The sequence below is a fragment of the Yoonia maricola genome (assembly GCF_002797915.1).
GTDB lineage: Bacteria > Pseudomonadota > Alphaproteobacteria > Rhodobacterales > Rhodobacteraceae > Yoonia > Yoonia maricola.
Map to the genome: position 1 here is coordinate 961378 of NZ_PGTY01000001.1, position 23360 is coordinate 984737.

26 protein-coding genes are annotated in these 23360 nt (G+C 57.3%); 2 read left to right on the forward strand and 24 right to left on the reverse strand.

The window, feature by feature from the left end; genetic code table 11:
* Positions 1–6 precede the first annotated feature (6 nt).
* A complete protein-coding gene (locus BC777_RS04840; RefSeq protein ID WP_100366994.1) occupies positions 7–1299 on the forward strand; it encodes a pyruvate dehydrogenase complex dihydrolipoamide acetyltransferase in 1293 nt (430 codons plus the stop codon).
* A gap of 48 nt (positions 1300–1347) precedes the next feature.
* Here the strand turns inward: BC777_RS04840 and cysE are convergent, their stop codons facing one another.
* The 23 genes from cysE to fabD all read right to left on the reverse strand — a co-directional run bounded on the left by cysE (position 1348) and on the right by fabD (position 21265).
* Positions 1348–2157: a serine O-acetyltransferase gene (gene cysE / locus BC777_RS04845; protein ID WP_100368005.1), complete on the reverse strand. Its 810-nt coding sequence runs from the start codon at positions 2155–2157 to the stop codon at positions 1348–1350.
* Between the two features lie 83 nt (positions 2158–2240).
* Positions 2241–2534 (reverse strand): DUF7742 family protein, encoded by a 294-nt coding sequence (locus tag BC777_RS04850; protein ID WP_100366995.1) that lies wholly within the window; start codon positions 2532–2534, stop codon positions 2241–2243.
* Positions 2531–6421, reverse strand: a complete 3891-nt coding sequence (locus BC777_RS04855) for a baseplate multidomain protein megatron (protein WP_100366996.1) — start codon at positions 6419–6421, stop codon at positions 2531–2533. Before BC777_RS04855 ends, BC777_RS04850 begins: the two co-directional genes overlap by 4 nt.
* A complete protein-coding gene (locus BC777_RS04860) occupies positions 6421–6858 on the reverse strand; it encodes an NlpC/P60 family protein (RefSeq protein ID WP_100366997.1) in 438 nt (145 codons plus the stop codon). The genes BC777_RS04855 and BC777_RS04860 overlap by 1 nt, the downstream gene beginning before the upstream one ends.
* Positions 6855–7736: a phage/gene transfer agent baseplate hub protein gene (locus BC777_RS04865; RefSeq protein WP_100366998.1), complete on the reverse strand. Its 882-nt coding sequence runs from the start codon at positions 7734–7736 to the stop codon at positions 6855–6857. The genes BC777_RS04860 and BC777_RS04865 overlap by 4 nt, the downstream gene beginning before the upstream one ends.
* The gene (locus BC777_RS04870; RefSeq protein ID WP_100366999.1) at positions 7733–8365 is read right to left on the reverse strand and encodes a DUF2460 domain-containing protein; all 633 of its coding nucleotides are present in this window, start codon (positions 8363–8365) and stop codon (positions 7733–7735) included. Before BC777_RS04870 ends, BC777_RS04865 begins: the two co-directional genes overlap by 4 nt.
* 8 nt (positions 8366–8373) lie before the next feature.
* Entirely contained in the window at positions 8374–9033 is a 660-nt protein-coding gene (locus tag BC777_RS04875) for an RcGTA-type gene transfer agent tail tape measure protein (protein WP_100367000.1), read from the reverse strand.
* Positions 9026–9220 (reverse strand): rcc01693 family protein, encoded by a 195-nt coding sequence (locus tag BC777_RS19325; RefSeq protein WP_168769077.1) that lies wholly within the window; start codon positions 9218–9220, stop codon positions 9026–9028. Before BC777_RS19325 ends, BC777_RS04875 begins: the two co-directional genes overlap by 8 nt.
* 3 nt (positions 9221–9223) lie before the next feature.
* Positions 9224–9538: a gene transfer agent family protein gene (locus BC777_RS19330; RefSeq protein ID WP_168769078.1), complete on the reverse strand. Its 315-nt coding sequence runs from the start codon at positions 9536–9538 to the stop codon at positions 9224–9226.
* Positions 9538–9954 carry a phage major tail protein, TP901-1 family gene (locus tag BC777_RS04885; protein ID WP_100367001.1) on the reverse strand — a complete coding sequence of 139 codons (417 nt, stop codon included), beginning with the start codon at positions 9952–9954 and terminating at the stop codon, positions 9538–9540. Before BC777_RS04885 ends, BC777_RS19330 begins: the two co-directional genes overlap by 1 nt.
* A gap of 28 nt (positions 9955–9982) precedes the next feature.
* Positions 9983–10396, reverse strand: a complete 414-nt coding sequence (locus BC777_RS04890) for a DUF3168 domain-containing protein (protein WP_100367002.1) — start codon at positions 10394–10396, stop codon at positions 9983–9985.
* Positions 10393–10731: a head-tail adaptor protein gene (locus BC777_RS04895; protein WP_100367003.1), complete on the reverse strand. Its 339-nt coding sequence runs from the start codon at positions 10729–10731 to the stop codon at positions 10393–10395. The genes BC777_RS04890 and BC777_RS04895 overlap by 4 nt, the downstream gene beginning before the upstream one ends.
* The gene (locus BC777_RS04900; RefSeq protein ID WP_100367004.1) at positions 10728–11327 is read right to left on the reverse strand and encodes a head-tail connector protein; all 600 of its coding nucleotides are present in this window, start codon (positions 11325–11327) and stop codon (positions 10728–10730) included. The genes BC777_RS04895 and BC777_RS04900 overlap by 4 nt, the downstream gene beginning before the upstream one ends.
* Before the next feature lie 168 nt (positions 11328–11495).
* Complete coding sequence (locus BC777_RS04905; RefSeq protein ID WP_100367005.1) at positions 11496–12677, reverse strand: phage major capsid protein; 1182 nt, start codon at positions 12675–12677, stop codon at positions 11496–11498.
* Positions 12678–12709: 32 nt separating this feature from the next.
* Positions 12710–13240, reverse strand: coding sequence for an HK97 family phage prohead protease (locus tag BC777_RS04910; RefSeq protein WP_100367006.1), 531 nt, complete (start codon positions 13238–13240; stop codon positions 12710–12712).
* A complete protein-coding gene (locus tag BC777_RS04915; RefSeq protein ID WP_100367007.1) occupies positions 13237–13449 on the reverse strand; it encodes a hypothetical protein in 213 nt (70 codons plus the stop codon). The genes BC777_RS04910 and BC777_RS04915 overlap by 4 nt, the downstream gene beginning before the upstream one ends.
* Entirely contained in the window at positions 13439–14620 is a 1182-nt protein-coding gene (locus tag BC777_RS04920; protein ID WP_100367008.1) for a phage portal protein, read from the reverse strand. The genes BC777_RS04915 and BC777_RS04920 overlap by 11 nt, the downstream gene beginning before the upstream one ends.
* A gap of 112 nt (positions 14621–14732) precedes the next feature.
* Positions 14733–16091 (reverse strand): DNA-packaging protein, encoded by a 1359-nt coding sequence (locus BC777_RS04925; protein WP_211095356.1) that lies wholly within the window; start codon positions 16089–16091, stop codon positions 14733–14735.
* A 431-nt stretch (positions 16092–16522) separates the two neighbouring features.
* Positions 16523–17680 (reverse strand): endolytic transglycosylase MltG, encoded by a 1158-nt coding sequence (mltG, locus tag BC777_RS04930; RefSeq protein ID WP_100367009.1) that lies wholly within the window; start codon positions 17678–17680, stop codon positions 16523–16525.
* Complete coding sequence (fabF, locus tag BC777_RS04935) at positions 17680–18939, reverse strand: beta-ketoacyl-ACP synthase II (RefSeq protein ID WP_100367010.1); 1260 nt, start codon at positions 18937–18939, stop codon at positions 17680–17682. The genes mltG and fabF overlap by 1 nt, the downstream gene beginning before the upstream one ends.
* A gap of 191 nt (positions 18940–19130) precedes the next feature.
* Positions 19131–19364 (reverse strand): acyl carrier protein, encoded by a 234-nt coding sequence (locus tag BC777_RS04940; protein WP_100367011.1) that lies wholly within the window; start codon positions 19362–19364, stop codon positions 19131–19133.
* 205 nt (positions 19365–19569) lie between these two features.
* The gene (gene fabG, locus BC777_RS04945) at positions 19570–20307 is read right to left on the reverse strand and encodes a 3-oxoacyl-[acyl-carrier-protein] reductase (RefSeq protein WP_100367012.1); all 738 of its coding nucleotides are present in this window, start codon (positions 20305–20307) and stop codon (positions 19570–19572) included.
* A 19-nt stretch (positions 20308–20326) separates the two neighbouring features.
* On the reverse strand, positions 20327–21265 hold the full coding sequence (gene fabD / locus BC777_RS04950; protein WP_100367013.1) for an ACP S-malonyltransferase: 939 nt from the start codon (positions 21263–21265) through the stop codon (positions 20327–20329).
* 151 nt (positions 21266–21416) lie between these two features.
* Here fabD and BC777_RS04955 point away from each other — a divergent pair, with 151 nt between their 5' ends.
* Positions 21417–22604: a cytochrome b/b6 domain-containing protein gene (locus BC777_RS04955; protein ID WP_100367014.1), complete on the forward strand. Its 1188-nt coding sequence runs from the start codon at positions 21417–21419 to the stop codon at positions 22602–22604.
* A 74-nt stretch (positions 22605–22678) separates the two neighbouring features.
* Here BC777_RS04955 and BC777_RS04960 read toward each other — a convergent pair whose 3' ends face one another.
* Positions 22679–23257, reverse strand: coding sequence for a YceI family protein (locus BC777_RS04960; protein WP_100367015.1), 579 nt, complete (start codon positions 23255–23257; stop codon positions 22679–22681).
* Positions 23258–23360: the final 103 nt, after the last annotated feature.

Sequence of the window (23360 nt, forward strand, 5' to 3'; positions counted from 1 at the left end):
AAGAGTATGCCTACACAAATTCTGATGCCCGCCCTGTCCCCGACAATGGAGGAAGGGACGCTCGCCAAATGGCACGTGAAAGAGGGGGACACCGTGTCCTCTGGCGATATCATGGCCGAGATTGAGACCGACAAAGCCACGATGGAATTTGAAGCCGTCGATGAAGGTGTGATGGGCAAGATCATCGTGCCGGAAGGCACCGAAGGTGTGAAGGTCAACGATGTGATCGCCGTGTTGCTGGAAGATGGTGAAAATGCTGATGATATCGGGGACGTTTCCGCCGGTTCATCAGCCGCGCCTGCGTCGTCTTCACCTGAACCTGCGCAGAGTGCCGCGCCAGCGGCCGATAAGCCCGCGCCTGCAGCACCTGCCAAAGATGGCGAGCGTATCTTTGCAACGCCATTGGCACGCCGCATCGCGGCTGACAAAGGGCTGGACCTGACAACCATCACCGGCTCTGGCCCGCATGGCCGTATTGTGAAAGCCGATGTTGAGAACGCCACGGCTGCGCCGAAGAGTGCCGCACCTGCTGCCAAGGCCCCCGCACCAGCCGCGACAATGGCTGCTGGTCCTGATGCCGATGTCGTGCTCAAAACCTACGCGGATCGCCCCTTTGAGGAGGTCCAGCTGGACGGCATGCGCAAAACCATCGCGGCCCGTTTGACCGAAGCCAAGCAATCCGTGCCGCACTTCTACCTGCGCCGGGACATTCAACTGGACGCGCTGTTGAAGTTCCGCAGCCAGTTGAACAAACAGTTGGAACCACGCGGCGTCAAGCTGTCGGTCAACGATTTCATCATCAAGGCCTGCGCCTTGGCCCTGCAACAAGAACCAGAAGCCAACGCCGTTTGGGCCGGTGACCGCACACTGAAGCTTGAAAAATCAGACGTTGCTGTGGCTGTCGCCATCGAAGGCGGCCTTTTCACGCCTGTCCTGAAAGACGCCGAGATGAAATCGCTGTCGGCGCTATCTGCAGAGATGAAAGACCTCGCCACCCGCGCGCGCGACCGCAAGCTTGCCCCGCATGAATATGTTGGCGGCAGCTTTGCGATCTCAAACCTTGGCATGTTCGGCATCGACAACTTCGATGCGATCATCAACCCGCCACATGCGGCCATTCTTGCGGTCGGTGCCGGTACGAAAAAGCCAATCGTTGGGCCAGATGGTGAACTGACGGTAGGCACCGTGATGTCGACCACGCTATCGGTAGATCACCGTGTAATTGACGGGGCATTGGGTGCAAACCTGCTGAACGCGATCAAGGACAACCTTGAGAACCCGATGACCATGTTGGCTTAAGTACCTGACATCAAAAGAGAAAGGCGGCACACCAAAGGCCGCCTTTTCTCATTTCATCGTGTTCAAAATCTGATCCATTGAAATCGACGGCTGCGAGCATCCCGCCTCGCCCACGATCTTGGCAGGTACACCTGCCACTGTCTTCATCGGCGGCACCTCCTCAAGCACCACGGAGCCCGCGGCGATCCGGCTGCAATGTCCGACCTTGATGTTGCCCAGCACCTTCGCGCCAGCACCAATCAGCACGCCATCACCGATCTTGGGGTGGCGGTCATCATCTTCCTTGCCTGTGCCACCCAAAGTCACCGAGTGCAGCATTGAGACGTTATCGCCCACCACCGCAGTTTCACCCACAACGATGGAGTGCGCGTGATCGATCATAATCCCCTGCCCGATCTTGGCGGCGGGGTGGATATCAACGCCAAACATTTCGCTTGTACGCATCTGGATGAAATAGGCCAGATCCTTGCGGTCTTGTCGGTAGAGCCAGTGGCCCAGCCGATAGGCTTGCACGGCCTGAAACCCTTTGAAAAACAGCAAAGGTTTCATAAACCGGTGGCACGCCGGGTCACGATCATAGGTCGCCACGATATCGGCACGCGCCGCTGCAACCAGCTCTGGTGCCGCAACATAGGCCTGGTCCGCAATCTCGCGCAAAATCTGTTCCGACATCTCAGGCGAGGCCAGCTTCATCGAAATCCGGTAGGCAAGCGCACCCTCAAACGATGTGTGGTGCAAGACACCGGCGTGGATCAGCCCCCCCATCAAAGGCTCATTGAGGATAGCTGTTTCTGCCTCTTGGCAGATTCGATGCCAGACAGGATCAAGCTCGGTCAGGTTGTGTTTTGGTTGCGCCATGGCACGCACCTCGCGGTTATTCAGACCTCTTTGATAGATCAGATAGGGCCGCCAAGCCAAGAACAAAGCTGTGATGGCCTATTTCACGATGATTGATATGACGCATCGGCCAAAAGCGTTTGGATCACGATAGCATAAGCCGCAAGCGCATCCAGCCCAAGCGCCGCTGGACGCGGGACCGGGTCTTGACGCGCCGCGCAAGACAGAACCGCGCCAGAGCCAAACCGGGGATGCGGTTTGCCATGAAAGCGCCGATACGCATCGGCTGTCTGTGCTTGTATGATCATATCACGCATCACAGCATCGCGCGCCGCAGGGGCCACCCCCATCAGAACGCGCGCCGCCATTTCGATATCGGCCAGTTGGACTGGCCTCATAGGTACTTCAGCATCTCAACGCTCAGCCCAGCGCCGTAACGGTCCGAAATCTGCGCCACCTCAATGGTGTAAAATCCATATCCGATATCCGCGCTTAGATCGGTGCTGGTGTACGTCCATGCAGGGGTCGTCACGATCTCTTCGCGTATGAGGCTGCCTGATTTTGACACACGGACCCGGTAACGCTCACTGTCTTCCCCCAAAGGAATATCCCCATCCGCCCAGATGTCACCGTCAATCCGACTGCATCTGATCCATGAAAAGGCAATGTCGCCCCCCACTGTTTCCGCCCGCAAATGGGCCACGGGGTAAGGCCGCAGGCCGTTGCCTGCGAAGGTCTGTGTTTCATAACGAAAGCTGGCATCATCCATCGCCTGCGTGGCCGGTCCATAGCGGAAATGCCGTTCAGTGCCGCGTGTGGCCGTGGCCAAGGCAATTTGCTTTGGCACACCGTTCATTATGACAACACGCGATCCAGCAGGCCAGCTATCCGGCATCAGCCCCCGACTGCCAGCCTGACCACGTAACAGACCTGACAGCCTATAAACCCGGTCGCCAACCACAGCGGCATTTTGAAACTGCAGGATTTCCCAATTGTCATTGGACCCATCACCGATGGCCAGCGTATTCGCACCCGCCAGCATAGCCTCGTACAGGGCTGAACTGAGCGTGCCATTGGTCAATGCCACCTCGACCCCGCTTTGACGGTCCCAGATACCCACCGGCCCTCGCGCCAGTTCTGTCTGCGTGACGCCAACAGTGGCAGGATCATGCATGATATCATGCAAGGTATAATCACTGTCCTGCGCCGCACCATAAAGCGCGATACTGCCCGGCCAAGGTAGGCCTGCGACCGCAACATATGGCGCATGCGGCAGCTCATCACCCGTCAGCAAAGGCAGATCAAGGAATGACAACTCCACCGGGGTTGGTGCAACATACGCCTGCAATTGCACGCTCTCTTCGGGGATGGCGCGTTTGCGATAGACTTCGGGCTCCACCCGTGTCGCCTCGATCAGGCGCAGCCCGGCCTCCTCGATCCTGTCAATGCGGTAGGTACCGCTCACACTGTCCGTATTGAGCGCGACAGTATCGCCCGCAGCGACCGCCAACTGCGAAGGCGGCAAGGCAAAGCTGATGGTTTCGCGGCCGATCCGCGCCTCTTGCAACCAGCGGGCCACCACCTCCTTGCCCTCAGCGCGGGTCAACGCGATGGGTGCCTCGCTGCGGGTGATGATCAGTGTCTGGTCGTCGGGCAGGACGATTTCACTTGCAACCGCAGCATAATCGCTATCGGCATCAATATGGGCAAACTGAACCCGGCCCGCGATTTCGGCGGCAGCCGCGCGTTTAAGGGATACACTGCTATCTGTCTCAGGATCAAAGGCGATCTCTGCATCTTTCAGATCATGATGCACACGCCCGTCCCGATTTTGGAACACAAGTACACCGTCACGTTCAACCGCATCAAACCCATAGGCCAGCATCAACGGCTGCAAGGCCGCCCGCCCGGTGCCTGTATCGCTTACGTTATAGCCACGCACCACACCAAAAAGCCCGCTGACATCGTATTGCGTCAAGCCAGAGCGTGTACAAATCTCCGCCACCACAGAGGCCAGCGACCGATGTGTCACCCGCCCATTCAGCCATGGCCCAGTAGCAAAGCTGTCGCCATCAGACCAGGCCGTCGTATTGCCGGGCCAATAGGGATAAGGGCGCGGATCCCACCCCCAAACATGCATATGCGCGGTATCTACCATGCGTCCGGCATATATGGTGGAGACAGGGTTATTGTCGGACAGGGCATAATGGCTGGTCATGGCCCGCAAATATTGCATCTGCATCAGGTCATCACGGTTCCCGTTTGAGGCGTAAGGCAACTGCTCTGACCCGCACAAAACATGCCCCGGGTCATTGGCCCCTTTGTCAATCGCGGGACAGCCCACAGAGGTAAACCAGATGGGTTTGCTTTGCGGCACCCAATCTGTCGCCAAGCTTTGCCTGACGCCATCAACCCGGTCGTGGTGCTGATGTGCCCACCAACCGTAAAAATCTTTCGCACGCCAGACCCAATGTTCATTGTCAGGATCGGTCAGCGGAATGCGCCGTTGCGCCTCGCGTGCCTCTGGGGTCGGATAGGACCAGTCGTAATATTCGCCACCCGCAACGTTGGATTGCAAATAGGGCTGCCCATAGATCGCGCCTGCACTCACGTCGCGATGGTCCGTGCCGTCGCGCCAATCAGCCAGCGGGAACGCCGCAGAGACTCCTACGAAATCAATATTTGCATCCGCCCAAAGCGCATCAAGGTGGAACATCTTGTCAGAGGTCCCGGCAGGTTGCATCCCGTGATACTCGGACCAATCCGCGGTATAGCTGATCTTGCATGTGGCCCCCAAAATCTGACGCACGTCTGCGGCAAGACTGCGCAGCGCTGTAACCATAGGAAATCCGCTTGCGCCGCGCACCTTTGTCAGCCCCGCCAATTCGGTTCCGATGCAAAAGGCGTCAACGCCCCCTGCGGCAGCACAAAGATGGGCATAATGCAGGATAAACCGACGATAGCTGGTCTCTGTAGCACCAGTATAGCTTACATTTGTCCCGGACACGGCGAAATCGGCAGCACTAGCCTGCCCGATAAAAGCGGCAACCTCGGCCTCCGCCGCAGCGGTCCCATCAGGTGAGCCAGTAATGCCGGGTGCCATAGACGTGGTGATCTGCCCGACCCAGGGCAATGCAGCCTGCCCCGTGCCGCCCGTCAGCGGGTCTGGCAGCATATTTCCGTCAAGCTGCTCCATCATCAAAACCGGACTCACAACCACCTCGAGCCCGCGCGCTTTCAGCTCAGTTATGGCTTCCACCACGGCAGCATCCGCTGGCGTGCCACCGGCAACCGGCACATCATCCACCTCGACGACGACGCCCGCCGCACTGCGTGTCATACCACTGACAACCCAAGACATAGCGCTTGCATCACGCTGCCCCTGCACCACTTTGGGCGCGATCTGACAGTCCCCACAGCGCAGATCATCGGCAAACCAATGGATCGGCAGCATCACCGATCCGCAGGCTGGCATCTCCGCCTCAAGCGCATTCATGGATACGGTAAAATCACTGCCACCCAGCGGCGAATGCGTGTTGATCGCTGTCTTCGCAGCAAAACCTGAGGCCGTATAAAGCTGCGATGTCGCCAAAGCGTATTCGCCTGCCCCCGGCATCAGCGCCACACCCTGCACCATATTGGCGACATCACCAGACGCATTCTGATCGGGGCGCATCACCTCAAAGGTCAGCTGTGGGACGCGATTGCTAAACTGACCCAAAGCAAGGTCTTCCAACACAACATAAGCTGTACCGCGATAGGCTGGTGTATTCTCTTCCCCTTCCACAGCAGAAATCTTGGGATCGGGCAATTGGTCATCCGTACCCGTATAAAGCCGCATGTTCAGCGTATCGGGTGAAATCTCTGTCCCATCGGCCCAGATCCGGCCAATCCGGCTGATCTGCCCCTCACAAAGGGCAACCGCCAGACTGACCGAATAGGAATAGGTCGTGGTTTCCGGGGTGGAAGGAGAGCTTCCCTTGCCTCCGCCAGAGGTCGTCGTCGATGACAGAAACTGCGACGCCCAGATGACCTGTCCTGCAACCCGCATCCGACCGTAGATTTGCTGGACATCCGCCCCCTCAACCGCACTCGTCACACGAAAGCGGTCAATGCGGCCCGTTTCAATCGCCTCGCTACCGCTGCCAAACAACTGTTGGTCAATCCGGCGGCCAATCGCGGCCCCCGCGGCACGCCCGATTGTCGCCATGGACAGGCCCAAGATGCCACCCCCGATAGAGCCGCCAAGCGCCGCTCCGGCGGCGGAAAGTGCAATCGTTGCCATCAGTCGTCCCTTTCAATGAATGCAAACCGCGCCGCGATACGTTTGCGCCAAGGCGCAGAAAGCGGGCTTTCGACAACGCCATGCCCCTGATAGGCGTGAATAAATTTCAGAGCATCTTCATCATGCGATAATAGCCCCAGATGCTTGGCAACGGCCCTTTGGCGCATCCGAAACAGGATCACCTGACCGGCCGCAAAGGGGGCATTTGATACATCCTTCAAATGCCGATGCGCTGCGGTCAGCAGTCGCTCGGCCCCCTGCGGCTCGGACCAATCTTGGGTATAGGCCGGGATCGCTTCGGGTTCTTGTCCATAAACCTCGCGCCAGATGCCCCGCAACAGACCCAGACAATCACAGCCTACGCCCTGCACAGAGGCCTGATGCAAATAGGGCGTCCCAATCCAGGCACGCGCGATACCGACCACCTGCGCACTCATCGGTTCAGGCTGCCGCCGGCGTTGGTTTCATCCGAACGCGGCACGCTGACCATCCAGTCTTCACCGGGCATGTCAGGAAACCCCTGATAGTTCAGGAAATTGTCAAACTTTTCCCGGCATGTCGCCGCCGTCTTGTCGCACCCCGCCGTCACACGCAGCACATCACCCGGCACGATCACCGCGTTCAACGGCGACCAGAGCGTCAGTACGCGGTCCCCCTCGCCCACATCAGATTTGATGACATCCTTCAGCCCCGCCGCAGCGCCGGTCAAAACCTCAAGCAGTCCGCTTTCAAACCAGCCCGCATTGAAGTTTTCAACGCCCTCCAGCGTAAAAACCTGCCCATCCGTGGCCGTGGTCAACGTATAGTCCAGCCGATACGACGCCTGATCCACCGCAAACCGGCAGCGGGCATCGCCCAAAACAGCGCCACAGGTTTTCATATAGGTGCGGCCTTGGGTCTGGTTCAAAACCTCAGTCAAACCATGCAACTCCGCTTCAAATCCGCCCGCCCCACGGGTGATTTCGCCTAAGGACCCGCGAAACAGGGTCTTGCGCGCTGCGACATCATCCCAACACACCAGCCAAACCTGCACGGTGGCACCGTCATAGCGACCAGCCAGAATATCAGCTTCGGTGATGGCGTCATCTGACAGCACGCCGAAGGCCTCGGTATTGTTGATCGACAGACCCGTCGTGCTCGCAATCGCCCGTGCGCTCAGCCCGCTTTGGGGGGCAAAGACAATCCCATCGAATTGCAGGCTGGCGTCGTGATCGGTAAAGCCCAGCGCCGTACCATCCAGCCTGCGGATCAGCCAGCAATGGCAGGTATGCGTCACGCCTCTGCGTAGATGGTCATAAAGGATGTCTTCACTCATATCCGCACCTCGACCACTGGAACATCAGGCACTTCACCCGCTTGGAAACTGGACACCGAGGTCATGATCGCATCGGTGTCAAAACGGACCGGCACATCAAACTCAAAGCCTGCGCGCACCTCTGCGCCTTCATCGGGCGCATTCACAAAGGTCAGCAGGCCACTGTTATGGTCCACCTCAAAATCGACGCCTTGCTGGACCAGATCGCCACCGACTTCAGCGCGCACAGAACCTTGGACTGGTTTTGTAATCGGGCGCCGATAGACAGCATCCCCGGACCGATAAGACTTCATCAGCTGAAAGTCCCGTGTCACCTCATCACCCAAGCCAAGTAGCTGGTCTGAGGCTTCCACAGCACATGACGGCTTGCATGACAGATAGTCACTCCAATCCTTCCAACGAAACCCGATCAACTGGCCCTGACGGGCCTCGAAAAATGCAATCAACGCCTCCACATCATCAAGCGAGCGCAGACCACAGCCCGCGTCGTAACGACGGCGGGCATGCGCCCAAGGCGTATTACGCTCCTCAAACCCATTGGCCAGCGTGACAATCTCGGTCCGGCGCTCGGGTCCACCCAAGGCACCAAAACTCAGTGAGGCGGGAAATCTTACATCATGGAATGTCATAACGGCTCCTATTGATGGCGGGCGCTACGGCCCAGCGCGCGGCTCATCTGTGCTGCGATCTGGGTACGGCTGCGCTGAAAACCTTGGGCGTCTGGGGTGGTAATATTCATGTTGATGGTTGTGGCACCCCCACCCGCACCGCGCACACCCAAACTGCCGTCAGCGCCACGGGCCAAGGGCATGATCGCCTCTGGTCCTGCCTCACCCATGAGGCCAGTGCCGCCTCGCATGGGAAAACTGGTGGGGCTGCTGACGACACCACCCTTGGCAAAGGGCATCACTCGGCCTTGCGTAAAGGTGCCACCATCGGCAAACGGCATCAAACCGGACACGACCGTATTCAATCCATCTGACAGCAGCCCACCCAGTTGGTTCGTGACCGGGGTTACAGCCGCCGAGTAGGCAGTATTCACCATCTTCTCGGCCAAACCACCCAATACATCAGTCAGGCTCTGACCATCCAAAACCAGCCCGTCAAAGGCGGAACGCAAACCTTGGGAAAAACCACGCTCCAAATTGCCCAGATCGCGCGTTGTATCAGCCAAGGATGACTGCACCGAATGCAATTGATCTTCAAACGCCGCCGTCATGGCTGAGGCATCGCCTAATGCAGCCTCCAACGCGCCTACACCGTCTTCCAGCGTGTCTATCTTGTCGATGTCATCCATCATCTTTGTCCTTCACGTCATCAGGAAAGTCGCGCAGCAAAGCATCAAGCTGCGGGCGGGCCATCGGGACCGCAGCACCTGACGCCCCCAACATGATCTGCAATTCCGCCGGGGTAAGCGCCCAGAAACTGTCCGGGCTCAACCGCAACAGATGCAGACCTGCATGCATCAGCCCCGGCCAATCCATCGGTTACTCCGGCACCGCAAAAGCACGTGCCAGCATCAATGCCGCCGCCTTCGCCGCACCCACCGGACCACCCGCAATCTCAGCCGTCATCAAATCCGCCGACGTGCCGGCCCAACCGCCACCACGCAGACCAGCCACAACCACAGCCATCACATCGGCGCCGGAAAATGCGGCCCCCTCAAACCGGCGAATTAAATCAACGAGAGAGCCTTCGCCCAGCGCTGCCTCCAACTCCGCCAACGCACCCAGCGTCAGCTTGCAATCATGCGGCACGCCATCAATCACAACAGCGACCTCACCGGCCCAGGGGTTCGTCATCAGATCAACGCCACAAAGGTCAGCGCACCAGCAGAGGCCAATGATAGCTCATAGGTCGCCTCGCCGTTATGTGACCCTGCATATTCAACCGACGTAATTTGAAACGGCCCTTGCAGCGTGCCAAACCCCGGCACAATCACCTGAAAATCGGGCGTTTCGCCGTCAAAGAAAATCTGACGCGCACGCTCATCCGTGGCCTCATCCTTGAACACACCAGAGCCCGAGATCGAGGCGGTTTTCACGCCCGCCCCACCCAGCAATTCACGCCAGCCGCCCGTGCTTTCCAGACTGGTCACATCCACCGTTTCAGCATTCAAACTGATCCGCGTGGCGCGCAAGCCAGCGGCTGTTTCAAACATGCCCCCACCGGTCATATCGATTTTGACCAACAGGTCCTTACCATTTTGTGCAGCCATCAGGCGTACTCCTCATATTCAGATTGGGTTACGTGTCATCCGCTACGCGGGCACGAAAAATCATGTTGATCTGGCGGACAGCGCCCGTCCCCACACGGGCGGCCTTCGCCTTGTAAAAATTCAGTGAAACCAAAGCACCGCGATCCAAGGTCAAAGGCGCATCCACCAGCGCATCGCTCACCGCAGCAGCCGCGGCTTTCGCGGCCGCAAACCCTGCGCTCTGGGTCACAACCGTGACCGTGAATTGATGCCAAGCCCCCGCGCCGGTCTTGTCCGACGCATCGCGCACATCCTCAGCCCCCAACACCACATAAAGGGCGGGCAATGCACCGGTAGGCAAAGCATCATAGATGTCCGTACCAATCAATGTGGCCAAGGCACTATCGCCACTCAATCGCTGGAACACAGCCCGTTGCAGGGCCGCTGCAACACCATAACTCATGGAGCCACCTCCTCTTGCGCATGACACGTCAGATAGGCGGCCCGCACCCCCTGCTCGGCCACGGCGTAGATCTCAAACACCCGTGCCCCGTCGCGAAAGCGCTGTCCGGCCACCGGGCGTGACGGCGCGCCATAAGGTGCGGCACGCACGGTAATCCGATAAGGCACGCGCGAGAATGTCATCGCCGTCTCTGCCTTCTCCGCACCTGTCCCGGCCTTTACCTCGGCCCATAACACGCCCAGCGGCTCCCAATCACGGGTATAACCGCCCGCGCCATCCGCCACCTTCAACGGGGCCTCCAACACGAGCGACCGGTTCAGCTGTGGCGCACTCATACGCGACCACCCATGAACAGGCGGACCGTGCGATAGCTTTCAATCAAAGCCCGCACACCCACAGGCATCGCAGGCGTAGAACGCGACACATCGTGACGATATTCATAGAAATGGGCGGCCAGCAGCATGACAGCCTGCGCCAGATCGCTGGGCAAATCGCTCCACTCCGGGCCAAAGCCCGCCAGCATGCCAATGCGCACCGATCCACCTGTCGACAGGGATGGCAAACACGTGCCCGCAGGCTGCAAACTTGGGCGCTGCATATCAGGCTCCAGATACCAGCTATCCACATCCACGACTGTCTCAATCCCCTGCATATCAAGCAGCGTCACAGCGCTGACAGCGTTCACCGGGGCCACCGGCAGCGGCTGACGGCGCGCGTCGCGCCACGCGGTCAAGGTCCAGCTAAACTCGCGCTCAATCAGGATCTTGCCGGTGCGGGCCTCAATCGCGGCCATAGCCGCACGCAGATAGCTCTCCAGCACCGTATCTTGAACTCCATCGTCGGCGAACCCCGATCCCAGGCGCAAATGGTCTTTGAACTCAGCGACCGGAAGCGCCGACATGGGCACGGTGGTCTCTTCGACTAACATCATGGAATTACTCCGAAAACTCTTAGCCCTATGGGCGATAGACCCCCGGCCGCACCGCCCCCCGCATTGCTCGGACGGAAGGGAGCTGCTAGACAATGCGAGGATTGTCTGAATGCGCAGCCGGGGATGGATGCCGCTTTTCAAGGCGGCACCCGTTTCACGGTTTCAGCCTTAGCTGACCGCGAACTTCAGCAGCTTGATTGCCGCAAAATCGCTCACAGCACCGCCAACACGCTTGGTGGCGTAAAACAGAACATGGGGTTTGGCAGAGAACGGATCGCGCAGCACGCGCAGATCAGGGCGTTCAGCCACGGTATAACCCGCAGAGAAGTCACCAAACGCGACAGACATCGAATTGTCATCAATATCCGGCATGTCCTCAGCAATCAAAACGCGGTAGCCCAGCAGGCGCGCAGGCTCACCTTCGGCAATGCCATCAACCCAGACAAAACGCCCGTCATTGTCCTTCAGCTTGCGAATGTGACCCGCCGTTTTCGAATTCATCACGAATGTCGCATTGGCGCGGTACTCAGCACCCAGCGCATAAACCAGATCAATGATCGGATCAGCACGGGTGATACCACCAGCGGTTTCAGATGGGACATAGCCCAGATTGCCCCAGGTCCAGCTATCGTTCTCCACTGTTGGGTAGGTCAACATGCCTGTCGGCTTGTCCACGCCATCACCTTCAATGAATGCCATCGCTTCGGCACGGGCAAACTTGTCGGCAATCCGGCCAGCCAGCCAACCTTCGATGTCAAAAGCGCTGTCATCCAGCAAACGCTGCGATGCTTTGGGCAATGCGGAAAGCTCATGCAAAGGAATGGAAATACGCTCGATCTTTGGCGTATCGGTTTCACCAACAGAGCTCGCCTCGGTTGCCCAACCGGCACCCATGTCAGAGTGGTCAACCAGTACGTCATAAGACGTCGCATCAACGTTCACGACGCTCGCAATCGACCGGATAGAAGCGGTCGAAGACAGGCTGTTCTGAATGGTGTCCGCCGTCTGCGGGTCCACAAGATAGCCACCGTCAGCAGCCACTGCCGTGCCCAGCGCCTTGCCTTCCATCTCAAGGCCACGCAGCCCGTCATCATCGCCCGAGCGCAGGTACGCAGCAAAGGCTTTCTGATGCGGTGCATCTTCGGCGGCCGCCTGTGCCAGCACAGGGCGGGCGTTCATCATTGTCTTTCGGTCCAGCTTATTCATCCGGTCATCCTGTTTTTGAAGTTTGGCATTCACGCCGTGGGAAAAGTCTTTGAAATCGCTCATGAACCCGGCAATCGCCGTATTCAGAGACTGGGCAGGAGACATATCTTCCCCGGCCCGAGACGTGGTCTCAGTCTTACTCATCAATCAATCCTTTGATCGTTGCTCGGGCGGGCTCAGTCCCGCGCCATCATTTGGCGCGCACCCTCAAATGCCGCAGCCATCTCGCGCATTGCAGTCTCCGCAGGGTCATCCCCTTTGGCGCCCACACGCGCATCAGGAAGCATCGGGAATGTGACCAAAGACACCTCCCAAAGCTCCAACTCCGACAAAAGCCTACCGCCCTTGTCATCCTTGCGGGCTTTCACAGTCCGGTATCCGATGGACAGCCCGTCAATCGCCTTGGCCGCAATCAGCGACGCCGCCTCACGGCCTTTGGCCACATCCGTCAGCAAGCGGCCTTTGACCCACAGACCCATGGCATCCTCACGCACCTCATCCCACACACCAATCGGCTGGGCTGGGTCGTGTTGCCACAACATCTTCACACCGCGGCCCTTAGCCAGAGAGGCACCATAAGCCCCCTTCTCAACCGTATCGCCACCCTGATCGGATTTACCGAACAGCGATGCATATCCGCTGATGATCGTGCCATCAGTGACCGTCACCTCAGTGCCAAGCGCACAAAACTTATGTTCCAAATTCATGATGGTGCTCCACTCAGCGCTTTAACAATTTCAAAAACCAACAAGCCGGCGCAGCCGCAGACAATGATCCAGACCTGCCATTCCAGACGGGACACCATGAACTCAATCCGGCCCAACCGAACATCGACCTGCGCAAACCAAAAATCCGACACCGGCGGCGGCGCATCACGGCGCGGCTTGCCGTCCATTTCAACAACATTACGCGCCATCGCCAACCTCCAAAGCAGGCAGACCCAGCAGCGCGCGTTTCTCCGCATCGGTCAAAAAATCCGCATCACTCACACGCTTCCATTGCGCATCACGCTCCGCAGACAAAGCAGGAATCTGATCCAGATCAGGACGCAGGCTGACATCCTCGCCCGCATAGTCCGACAACCAAACGGCAATCGCAGACATCACGCGCGTCGCCAGCGGCAACACCGTCAACCGGTAAAATGCGCGGTTCGCCTCCTGGTAATTTGCATAGGTCGCATCGCCGGGAATACCCAACAGCATCGGCGGCACACCGTAAGCAATCGCAATCTCACGCGCTGCGGCCTCTTTAGTCTTCTGAAACTCCATATCCGAAGGCGAGAACCCCATCGGCTTCCAATCAAGGCCGCCCTCCAACAACATCGGCCGCCCCGCATTGCGCGCGCCCTGATGCTGGCTCTCCATCTCATCCAAAAGCCGGGCATATTGATCATTGCTCAAGGCCGACTGACCATCCGCCCCGCGATATACAATCGCACCAGACGGACGAGCCGCATTGTCCAACAAAGCCTTCGACCACCGCGAGGCTGCATTATGCACATCGATGGCCGAGGCCGCCGCCTGCAAAGCCGAAAACCCATAGTGATCATCTTGCGGATGAAAGCTCTTGATATGGCAAATCGGGCTCAACCCTTCTGTTACTTGAAAGCGATGCTTGCGGCCATTCACCATATACTCATAGCCAACGGGCCAGCCATCTGCCCCCGGCACAACAGACATCCGATCAGAGCGCAGCACATGCATCTCAACCGGCAGCGCATCGTCGGCCACTGCCTCCAGATACCCATTCCCTGTCAGCAAAACCTGCCCAAACAAAGCCTCGAGCAACTCCGCCCGGCCCTGCCCCGCATTAGGGCGTGCCAACAACGCCTGCACCGGATGCGTCTCATAACGACGATCCGCATCCTGCAACACAATTGGCAAAGCAGCGGCGGCCTCAGCAATCAGTTTCACCGCACGAAAGCCAATCGGATTGGCCGAAAATCCAGCCTTCGTCAGCGACACAACATCGCGCGGCGACCAGGCAACACGACCGGCACTAGACATCGCCATCACACGCCCCGTGGCCGAAGCTTTCACCTCAACCGGGGCCGCATCTGGCTTGGTACGGTTTAAAAATTCAAACATTCAAAACTCCTAGTGCCGGCCGGTGGTGACCATCTGCAGTTCACGAAAAACAATTTGAATTAAATGGTTTAGGAAATCGCGACAGCACCGTCCCGCACGGCCCGCAACACCCTCAAAGCCCACGAATACTGGGTTTTCGCCACTTCGCGGCGGGCTCAATCATCAGATCATACAATGCCCAAACCAGTGCATCGACACGATCCGGCGAGCCTGTGCCTTCAAAACCACGGCTTGTCATCTGCGCCATCTGATCCTCAAGGTCAGACAACCCCCGCACATGGCTCACGCGACCTTGTTCGTAAAGCGCCGCAACCGGTTCAGCCCGCGCGACCTTGCCCTTGGTGGCATGCACCGACCGATACGGCACCATCGCATCAACCCCGCGCAACACAGCCTCAACCATATCGCCACCCTGATTAACCTCGGCCACCAACCGATCCGCCCCATGCCTGCGCATCGCAGCAATCGCAGCTTCGGCCCAAGCCGTGGGACGCGCCGCCGACATGCTGGCATCTTCCAGCACCACCGCATGCCAATCACACACATCACCCTGCATACTGATACCCGCAACGATAATCCCACACGCATCAGATCCTGCGTGCGACGTCCCTGGCGGATCAATCGCCACGACGATACGGTTCAACGGCGGGGCTTCAGCTACCTGACAGCGTGCCAAATCCGCGTCCGTCCAAAGCGCACCCTCCACCTCTGTCAGCATCAGGCCTTCCATCTCCTGACGGCCCAAAGATGTCCCGCCATAACGCACCTCAATCTCTTTCAGAAAACTTGTCGCCAAATTCGCCCGGTTCGCCTGCGTCGGCGCATGGGTGTTGACGGTCGTATCCAATTCCAGCAAATCGCGCAGCATCTGTGACTTGCGGGGCGTCGTCGTGACACAAGCGCGCGGACGATCCCCCAAGCGCAAAGCAAACTGCAGCATATCCCACGCCTCTTCCGCCTTACGCCACTTTGCCAATTCATCGGCCCACACCGCATCAAACTGGGGGCCACGCAAACTATCGGGGTCATGGGCCGAAAACACCTGCGCCTCCGCCCCATTAGGCCAAATCAGCAAACGACGGCCCGCAATCCACTGAGGACGGCGATCCGGCGGACAGACAGACAAGATACCGCTATCACCAAACACCATGACCTCACGCGCCTGATCCATGGTTTCACCCACCAAAGCCACACGACGGGCGGTACCGGGCGCATGCGGCACAGCCCCCTCTACCATCTTGCGAACCCACTCAGCGCCAGCGCGGGTTTTCCCCGCACCACGTCCGCCCAAAATCACCCAGGTCCGCCAGTCACCGCTCGGCGCTATCTGATGCGGCATCGCCCAAAAGTCGAACAGATAAGGCAAGCTCGCCAACTGCTCCGGTGTCAGCGTCTCCAGAAACTGCCTCTGCCAAGAGGCTTCGGCGGATGCGATCAAGTCTGCACCCGATATCAAACCGGATTTCATCATAATCGATAGCATCTGCGTCGACGTCGGTTCCGGTTTTTGCATGAAATCTATCCTCAGCAGAGATCACCTTGAGGTGCGCTGCATGTAACTCGTTTAACTTGTTGACGACTTCTTTGATGCTCACGTCTTCGCCTTCGCGACACGCGGTAGTCATCTGCTCCAGCAGCTTCCGAATATCGCGTGATAACGCATCCACCTCAGCCAGCCGTTCAGCTGCCAAGTCAGAGGCACTTGGCCTCTCATCATTCATTTCATTCATTGTAAATTCAGACCTGTAAGGGAACTTCCGTTACGGTCGAGCGGCAAGGATCATGTTCACCGATCCCAGTCTTCTAGCAGCGACAAATTACCGCAATTACACATCAACTGTCAACCCAACTAGACAGGCTCCACGCACTGTGAATTAACGGTTGGTTAATAATATCAGAGACTTACCCGTCGTTGGCACGTTCTGCTTCAATCTGGCGCCACACGGCAACGTTACTGTTATGGTCTTCCAGATTTGTGGCAAAAGCGTGCCCACCCGTACCGTCAGCCACGAAGAAAATATAATCCGTCGTATCAGGGTTTAATGCCGCTTCAATAGCGGCCTGACCGGGGTTTGCAATCGGTGTTGGCGGCAAACCTTCGATGACATAGGTATTCCATGGCGTTGCACCACGCAACTCGCTCTGGCGCAGGCCACGACCCAAAACACCTTCACCTTGAGTAATACCATAGATTACAGTCGGGTCGGTTTGCAGGCGCATGCCGCGGTTCAGGCGATTGACAAATACACTGGCCACCTGACGACGCTCATCGCGAATGCTGGTCTCTTTCTCGATGATACTGGCAAGGATCAATGCCTCTTCAGGTGTCTCCAACGGCAGGCCATTCGCGCGGTTGTCCCAGGCCTCGTCCAAGATCACCGCTTGCGCTTCTTGCATGCGGGTGAGTATCGATGAAACCGTCTCACCATCAGAAATCTCATAGTCGCGCGGGGCCAGCGACCCTTCAGCAGGCGGCTCCGTCACATCGGCTTGCAAAATATCGATCTGGCTCAAAGCGGTCATCGTCTGCCAACTGGTCGCACCTTCCGCGATAACAACCCGGAAAGTGGCCCCACCGTCCGCCTTCACCTCTTGATAAGCAGCAGGTGGTTCCTCATCGGACACCACAAAACCCGCCAGTTCTACAAATTCATTCGTCGCGGGATCAAGTTCGCGCACATCAACAATCGTACGATTAATCCCGACACGATATATTACTTCCGCACCGCAGGTATTGCGCCCACCACGGGTGATAATGTCCACAATCTCTTCCATGGACGCCGCCTCTGGCACCCGGAACCGGCCTTGCTTCAGCAGACCGGATTTTTCTGTATAATCCGCACCAACCTCGAAAATGAAAGCCGACGAAATCGCACCCTGATCAACAAGATCAGCCGTCACACGAGACATGGTCCCCCCGCCGGGCACCTCAAAACAAATCGCGGCCTCCAGCGGGCCTGCAGCAGAATACTGGCGGGTTCCCCATGCCACAACGCCAGCCACCAGAAACAGGCCAACAATCAGAAACGTAAACGCATTTGACGCAATATGGCGCCACATCAGTCTATTTTTCCAAAGACAACGCTGGCATTTGTTCCGCCAAAGCCGAAAGAATTGGACAAGGCAACATCAATCTTCGCTGGCTTCTTCTCATTGGCGCACAGGTCCACCACCGTTTCACAATCCACCGTATCAAGGTTGATCGTCGGCGGCGCCACCTGATCACGGATCGCCAGGATCGAGAAAATAGCCTCAATCGCACCAGCAGCACCCAAAAGGTGACCTGTCGCAGACTTTGTGGACGACATCTTCAACGAAGATGCCGCATCCCCCACCAAACGCTCCACAGCGCCCAACTCAATCGTATCCGCCATCGTCGATGTGCCATGTGCGTTCACATAATTGATTTGGCTTGGCTCAATCCCCGCATTACGGCAGGCGGCACGCATGGCACGTTCCGCACCTTCATGATCTGGCGGTGGGGCGGTGATATGATATGCATCACCACTTAACCCATAGCCCAACACCTCAGCATAAATCTTCGCGCCACGGGCCTTGGCGTGCTCGTACTCCTCAAGCACCACAATTCCCGCGCCCTCGCCCATCACAAATCCATCACGGTCAGCATCCCAAGGGCGGCTCGCCTTGGTTGGATCATCATTGTGTTTTGTGCTCAAGGCCTTACAGGCATTGAATCCCGCTATGCCGACTTCACAAATCGCAGCCTCGGCACCACCCGCGATCATCACATCAGCATCACCATGCTGGATCAAGCGAGAGGCATCACCAATCGCATGGGCACCGGTTGAGCAAGCGGTCACAACAGCGTGGTTCGGGCCTCGGAAGCCATATTTGATCGACACTTGCCCGGAAATCAGATTGATCAACGCCCCCGGCACAAAGAAGGGTGACACGCGACGCGGGCCCTTTTCAGCCATCATCACGGCGGTGTTGGCGATGGAATTCAGCCCACCGATGCCGGAACCAATCATCACACCCGTACGTTCCAGGTCCTCTCGATCTTCGGGCGTCCAACCTGCATCTTCGATTGCCTGCTGCGCCGCAGCCATGCCAAAAATGATAAAGGTATCGACCTTACGCTGCTCTTTGGTGTCAAGATAGTGATCCGCGTTAAATGTCCCGTCAGACCCGTCGCCCAATGGAACCTCGCAAGCGTATTGCGTGGTCAACCTGCTGGGATCAAAGCCCGTGATCGTGCCCGCACCGGACTGGCCATCCAGAATACGCTCCCACGATTTTTCCACACCGTCTGCAAGGGGTGTGACCAACCCCAATCCTGTCACGACAACTCGACGCATATTCTGCCCTCACCTTTGGCGTATTTAGCGTCAGTGATAACCCGTTGAATGGCCTAGGGGCAAGGGCAGCAATGCACATCGGCAAGGATCAGGACACATGGCCAAAACACTATTGTTCTTGCAAAACGGGTCATTACAAAAACGCAAAACGGCGCCCCAAGGGACGCCGCCTGACAATTCTTACGAAACGCTTACTTTGCGCCGTCGATAAACTTCACAGCGTCACCGAATGTCTGGATAGTTTCGGCAGCGTCGTCAGGAATTTCGATCCCGAACTCTTCTTCGAAAGCCATAACCAGCTCAACGGTATCCAGGCTATCAGCGCCCAGATCATCAATAAAGGACGCAGCTTCCGTCACTTTGTCTTCTTCAACACCAAGATGCTCAACAACAATCTTGCGTACGCGGTCTGCAACGTCGCTCATATCAAATCCTTACGTTTCTAGGGGCTTGCGCCCGTTGTTCTTTCGGGCTTGCACCCATTCTTTTGCGCCCCTGACGGGCCGCGTTCGTATTTGCATCGCGCAACATTTGACGTGGCGTCACATGCGCATTCCTGCAAATCTGCGTGGCCTATAACAGAGAATTCCGCATTGGCAAACGCTTTCGGTCATCGAAAGTGACCACTGATCAGAACATGGCCATGCCGCCGTTGACATGCAAGGTCGTCCCGGTGACATAAGCAGCCTCTGGACTGGAAAGATACAGCACTGCCGCCGCAATTTCCTCTGCATCGCCCATACGCCCCGCAGGGACTTGGGTCAAAATACCAGACTTTTGCTCATCCGTCAGCTTATCGGTCATCGCCGTGGTGATAAAGCCGGGCGCCACACAATTCACAGTAATCCCACGGCTCGCGACCTCATACGCAATCGATTTTGACATGCCGACCATACCGGCTTTGGAGGCGGCATAGTTCGCCTGCCCCGGATTACCGGTCGCACCCACAACGGACGAAATATTCACAATACGTCCCCAACGGGCTTTCATCATGCCGCGGATCACGCCCTTGCACAAACGCATGGTCGAGGTCAGATTCACCTCCAGTACCGACGCCCATTCGTCGTCAGACATACGCATAAAGATATTGTCACGCGTAATCCCCGCGTTGTTGACCAATATATCGACAGATCCCATCGCATCAGCCGCCTGCTTGGGCAGCGCGGTTACGGCCTCCGCATCACTCAGGTTGCAAGGCAAAACATGCGCGCGTTCGCCTAAAGAGGCTGCCAATTCTTCCAACGGCGCAACCCGCGTACCCGACAAAGCAACAGTAGCACCCGCATCGTAAAGGGACTTCGCAATCGCACCACCGATACCACCAGAGGCGCCGGTGATCAGCGCATTCTTTCCATTCAGGTCAAACATTTACAATCCCTTCTTTATTCTATTCATTTATCGCAGCAGCAACTGCGATAACATTGTCCGGTGTACCAACAGCAGCCGTCGCCAGCCCACGGTCAATACGCTTAACCATACCTGACAGCGCCTTGCCCGCCCCGATCTCATAAACTTCAGTCACACCTTGTGCGGCCATATACATCACACTCTCACGCCAGCGCACCGCACCGGTAATTTGTTGAGCCAAAAGATCCCTGATCAACGCACCATCCGAAACGGCTTGCGCCAGAACATTCGCCACAACCGGCACTTTGGGGTCCACAATGACAACATCGGCAAGCGCCTGTGCCATTGCATCCGCTGCAGGCTGCATCAAGCTGCAGTGGAAAGGGGCACTCACAGGCAACAACAGCGCACGTTTCGCGCCCTTCGCCGTGGCGATATCCACCGCGCGCTCCACGGCAGCCTTATGACCAGACACAACGACTTGGGCGGGGTCATTGTCGTTGGCGGCTTGACACACGTCACCCTGCGCAGCTTCCTGTGCCACCTCTTTCACAGCCGTCAGATCAAGGCCCAGCACAGCCGCCATGGCACCGACACCAACAGGTACGGCGTCCTGCATCGCTTTGCCACGAGCGCGCAACAAGCGGGCCGTATCGGCCAATGAAATCGCCCCAGCCGCCGCCAGTGCCGCATACTCACCCAATGAATGACCAGCGACAAAAGACGCGGACTCAATGCCAACACCTTCAGCCTCCAAAGCACGTATTGCCGCCATTGATGTGGCCATCAACGCAGGCTGCGCATTCGCGGTCAGGGTCAGTTCTTCAATATCACCCTCCCAGATCAAACCGGAAAGATCTTCACCCAGCGCGTCATCCACCTCATCAAATACGGCCTGCGCCGCGGGATAGGCATCTGCCAGCGCCTTACCCATCCCGATTGTCTGTGCACCCTGCCCCGGAAATACAAATGCGCGCATGATACGCTCCCCGTCTATTGCTTTTGTTCTGAGAGGCTTAACGCGCCACAGCGCGACGCACAAGTTGACGTGATCAGAGAAGAAAAACCACACCCTGTGCGTAAGCGTACCAAGATGTTAAGCCAAACCAAGCCAGATTTCGGAGACCCGCATGTCCACCACACAGCAATCCACAACCTACGGCACCGTCACCAAGACCTTTCACTGGCTGACTGCGCTGTTGATCCTGACGGTCATTCCGCTGGGCGCAATCGCCAACAGGCTCCCGTATGAAACCAATGAACAACTCGCCTTCAAGGCACAGCTTTTCTCGTTTCACAAAACGCTTGGAGTCATCATCTTTGTTGTAGCGCTGGCCCGGATCATCTGGGCACTGACGCAAACCAAGCCTGCGTCTTTACATCCCGAACGCAAGGTCGAAACGATGCTGGCGGAATTGGTGCACTGGCTGCTCTATATCTCCCTCGTGGCTGTGCCTCTGACCGGATGGATCCACCACGCAGCAACCGAAGGGTTCGCGCCGCTACTGCTGCCCATCAGCCAGGAACTGCCCTTCGTGCCCAACGATGAAAGCATCGCTAATGTCTTTGCCGGACTACATTGGGTCTGGAGCAAGATTATGATCGGAGCGATCCTGCTACACATCGCAGGCGCACTCAAACATCACATTATCGACAAAGATACGACACTGCGGCGAATGTGGTTTGGACGCCCTATTTATGTGGCTGGCAATCACGCAAGCAACCTGACTGCCCCCATTATCGCCGTTGCTATCTACGTGGCAGCCACAGCAGCCGGTGCAGCGGCAGGGCTCTATGTGAAAGATACAACCGTCAATCAGGTCAGCTTGGACACGGTCTCATCCGAGTGGACGGTCACAGAAGGCGACATCGCCCTCACCATCACTCAATTCGGCAGCCCCGTCAGCGGCGCATTCAACGACTGGACCGCAGCTATCACCTTTGATGAAACTGCAACAGGCGTGTTGGGCAATGTCGAAACCACAATCGCCATTGGCTCACTGGAACTGGGGTCAGTCACAAGCGAGGCGATGGGCGCTGATTTCTTCAACGCCGACAACTTCCCTACAGCTGTGTTCGCTGCAGATATTACCGCAGCAGACGATGGTAGTTATCTGGCTGATGGCACATTGACGATCAAAGATGTCACAGCCCCCCTCAGCTTGCCGTTCACCTTGGTGCTTGATGAAGATACTGGGCAAATGGCAGGGTCCGTGACGATTGACCGGCGCACATTCAATATCGGGCAAAGCATGAACGACGAAAGCAACCTCGCCTTCGCCGTGCAAGTCGATATCGCACTGACAGCAACCCGTTAGGGTCAGCATATTCGCAAAAAGACCGCCTCCGTCACACGGAAGCAGTCTTTGTCATGCGTGGTTTTTTGCCGCCGCTATTCGGCCTGCATCGCCTCGATTGAGATCAGCACTTCGACCTCATCACTAACAAAGGGGGCAAAACTGCCGACTTCAAAGTCAGAGCGAAGCAGTGTCGTCGTCGCATCAAACCCAAGCCAAGGCTTTTCAGCCATCGGATGCATCCCTGCCTGATTAAGCTTGGCATCCAGTACAACTGCCTGCGTGACGCCATTCAGCGTCAAATCACCGGTGATCAATGCGGTGTCTTCCCCCGTAACTTCGATGGCGGTCGATGTGAACGTGACCATTTCATCGGCGGCGGCATCAAAAAAATCGCTGCCCATGAAATGGTCAAACCGGGCTTCCCACCCTGTCAGCATCGTTTGAACAGGGAAGGATACACTCACGGAAGACGCAGCCGGGTCTTCCTGGTCGAAAGAAATTTCGCCCTCAAAACCCGAAAACATGCTGTAGGTGGTGGAATAACCCAAGTGATCGTAGGTGAACACGATCTGACTGTGGCTCGGATCAAGGACATAGTCGCCCGATGTTGCAAAAACAGGGGTTGTCAGCGTTGCAGCAGCGATAGCCACCGTGGCAAAAAGGGATTTCATGATGCGTCTCCAAGGTTTGCATGTCTAGAATACATACTTAGGGCATCATCAGGTGCTGCCTAGCTTCAAAAATGAACACAACTTGTTCATCCATACGCAAACA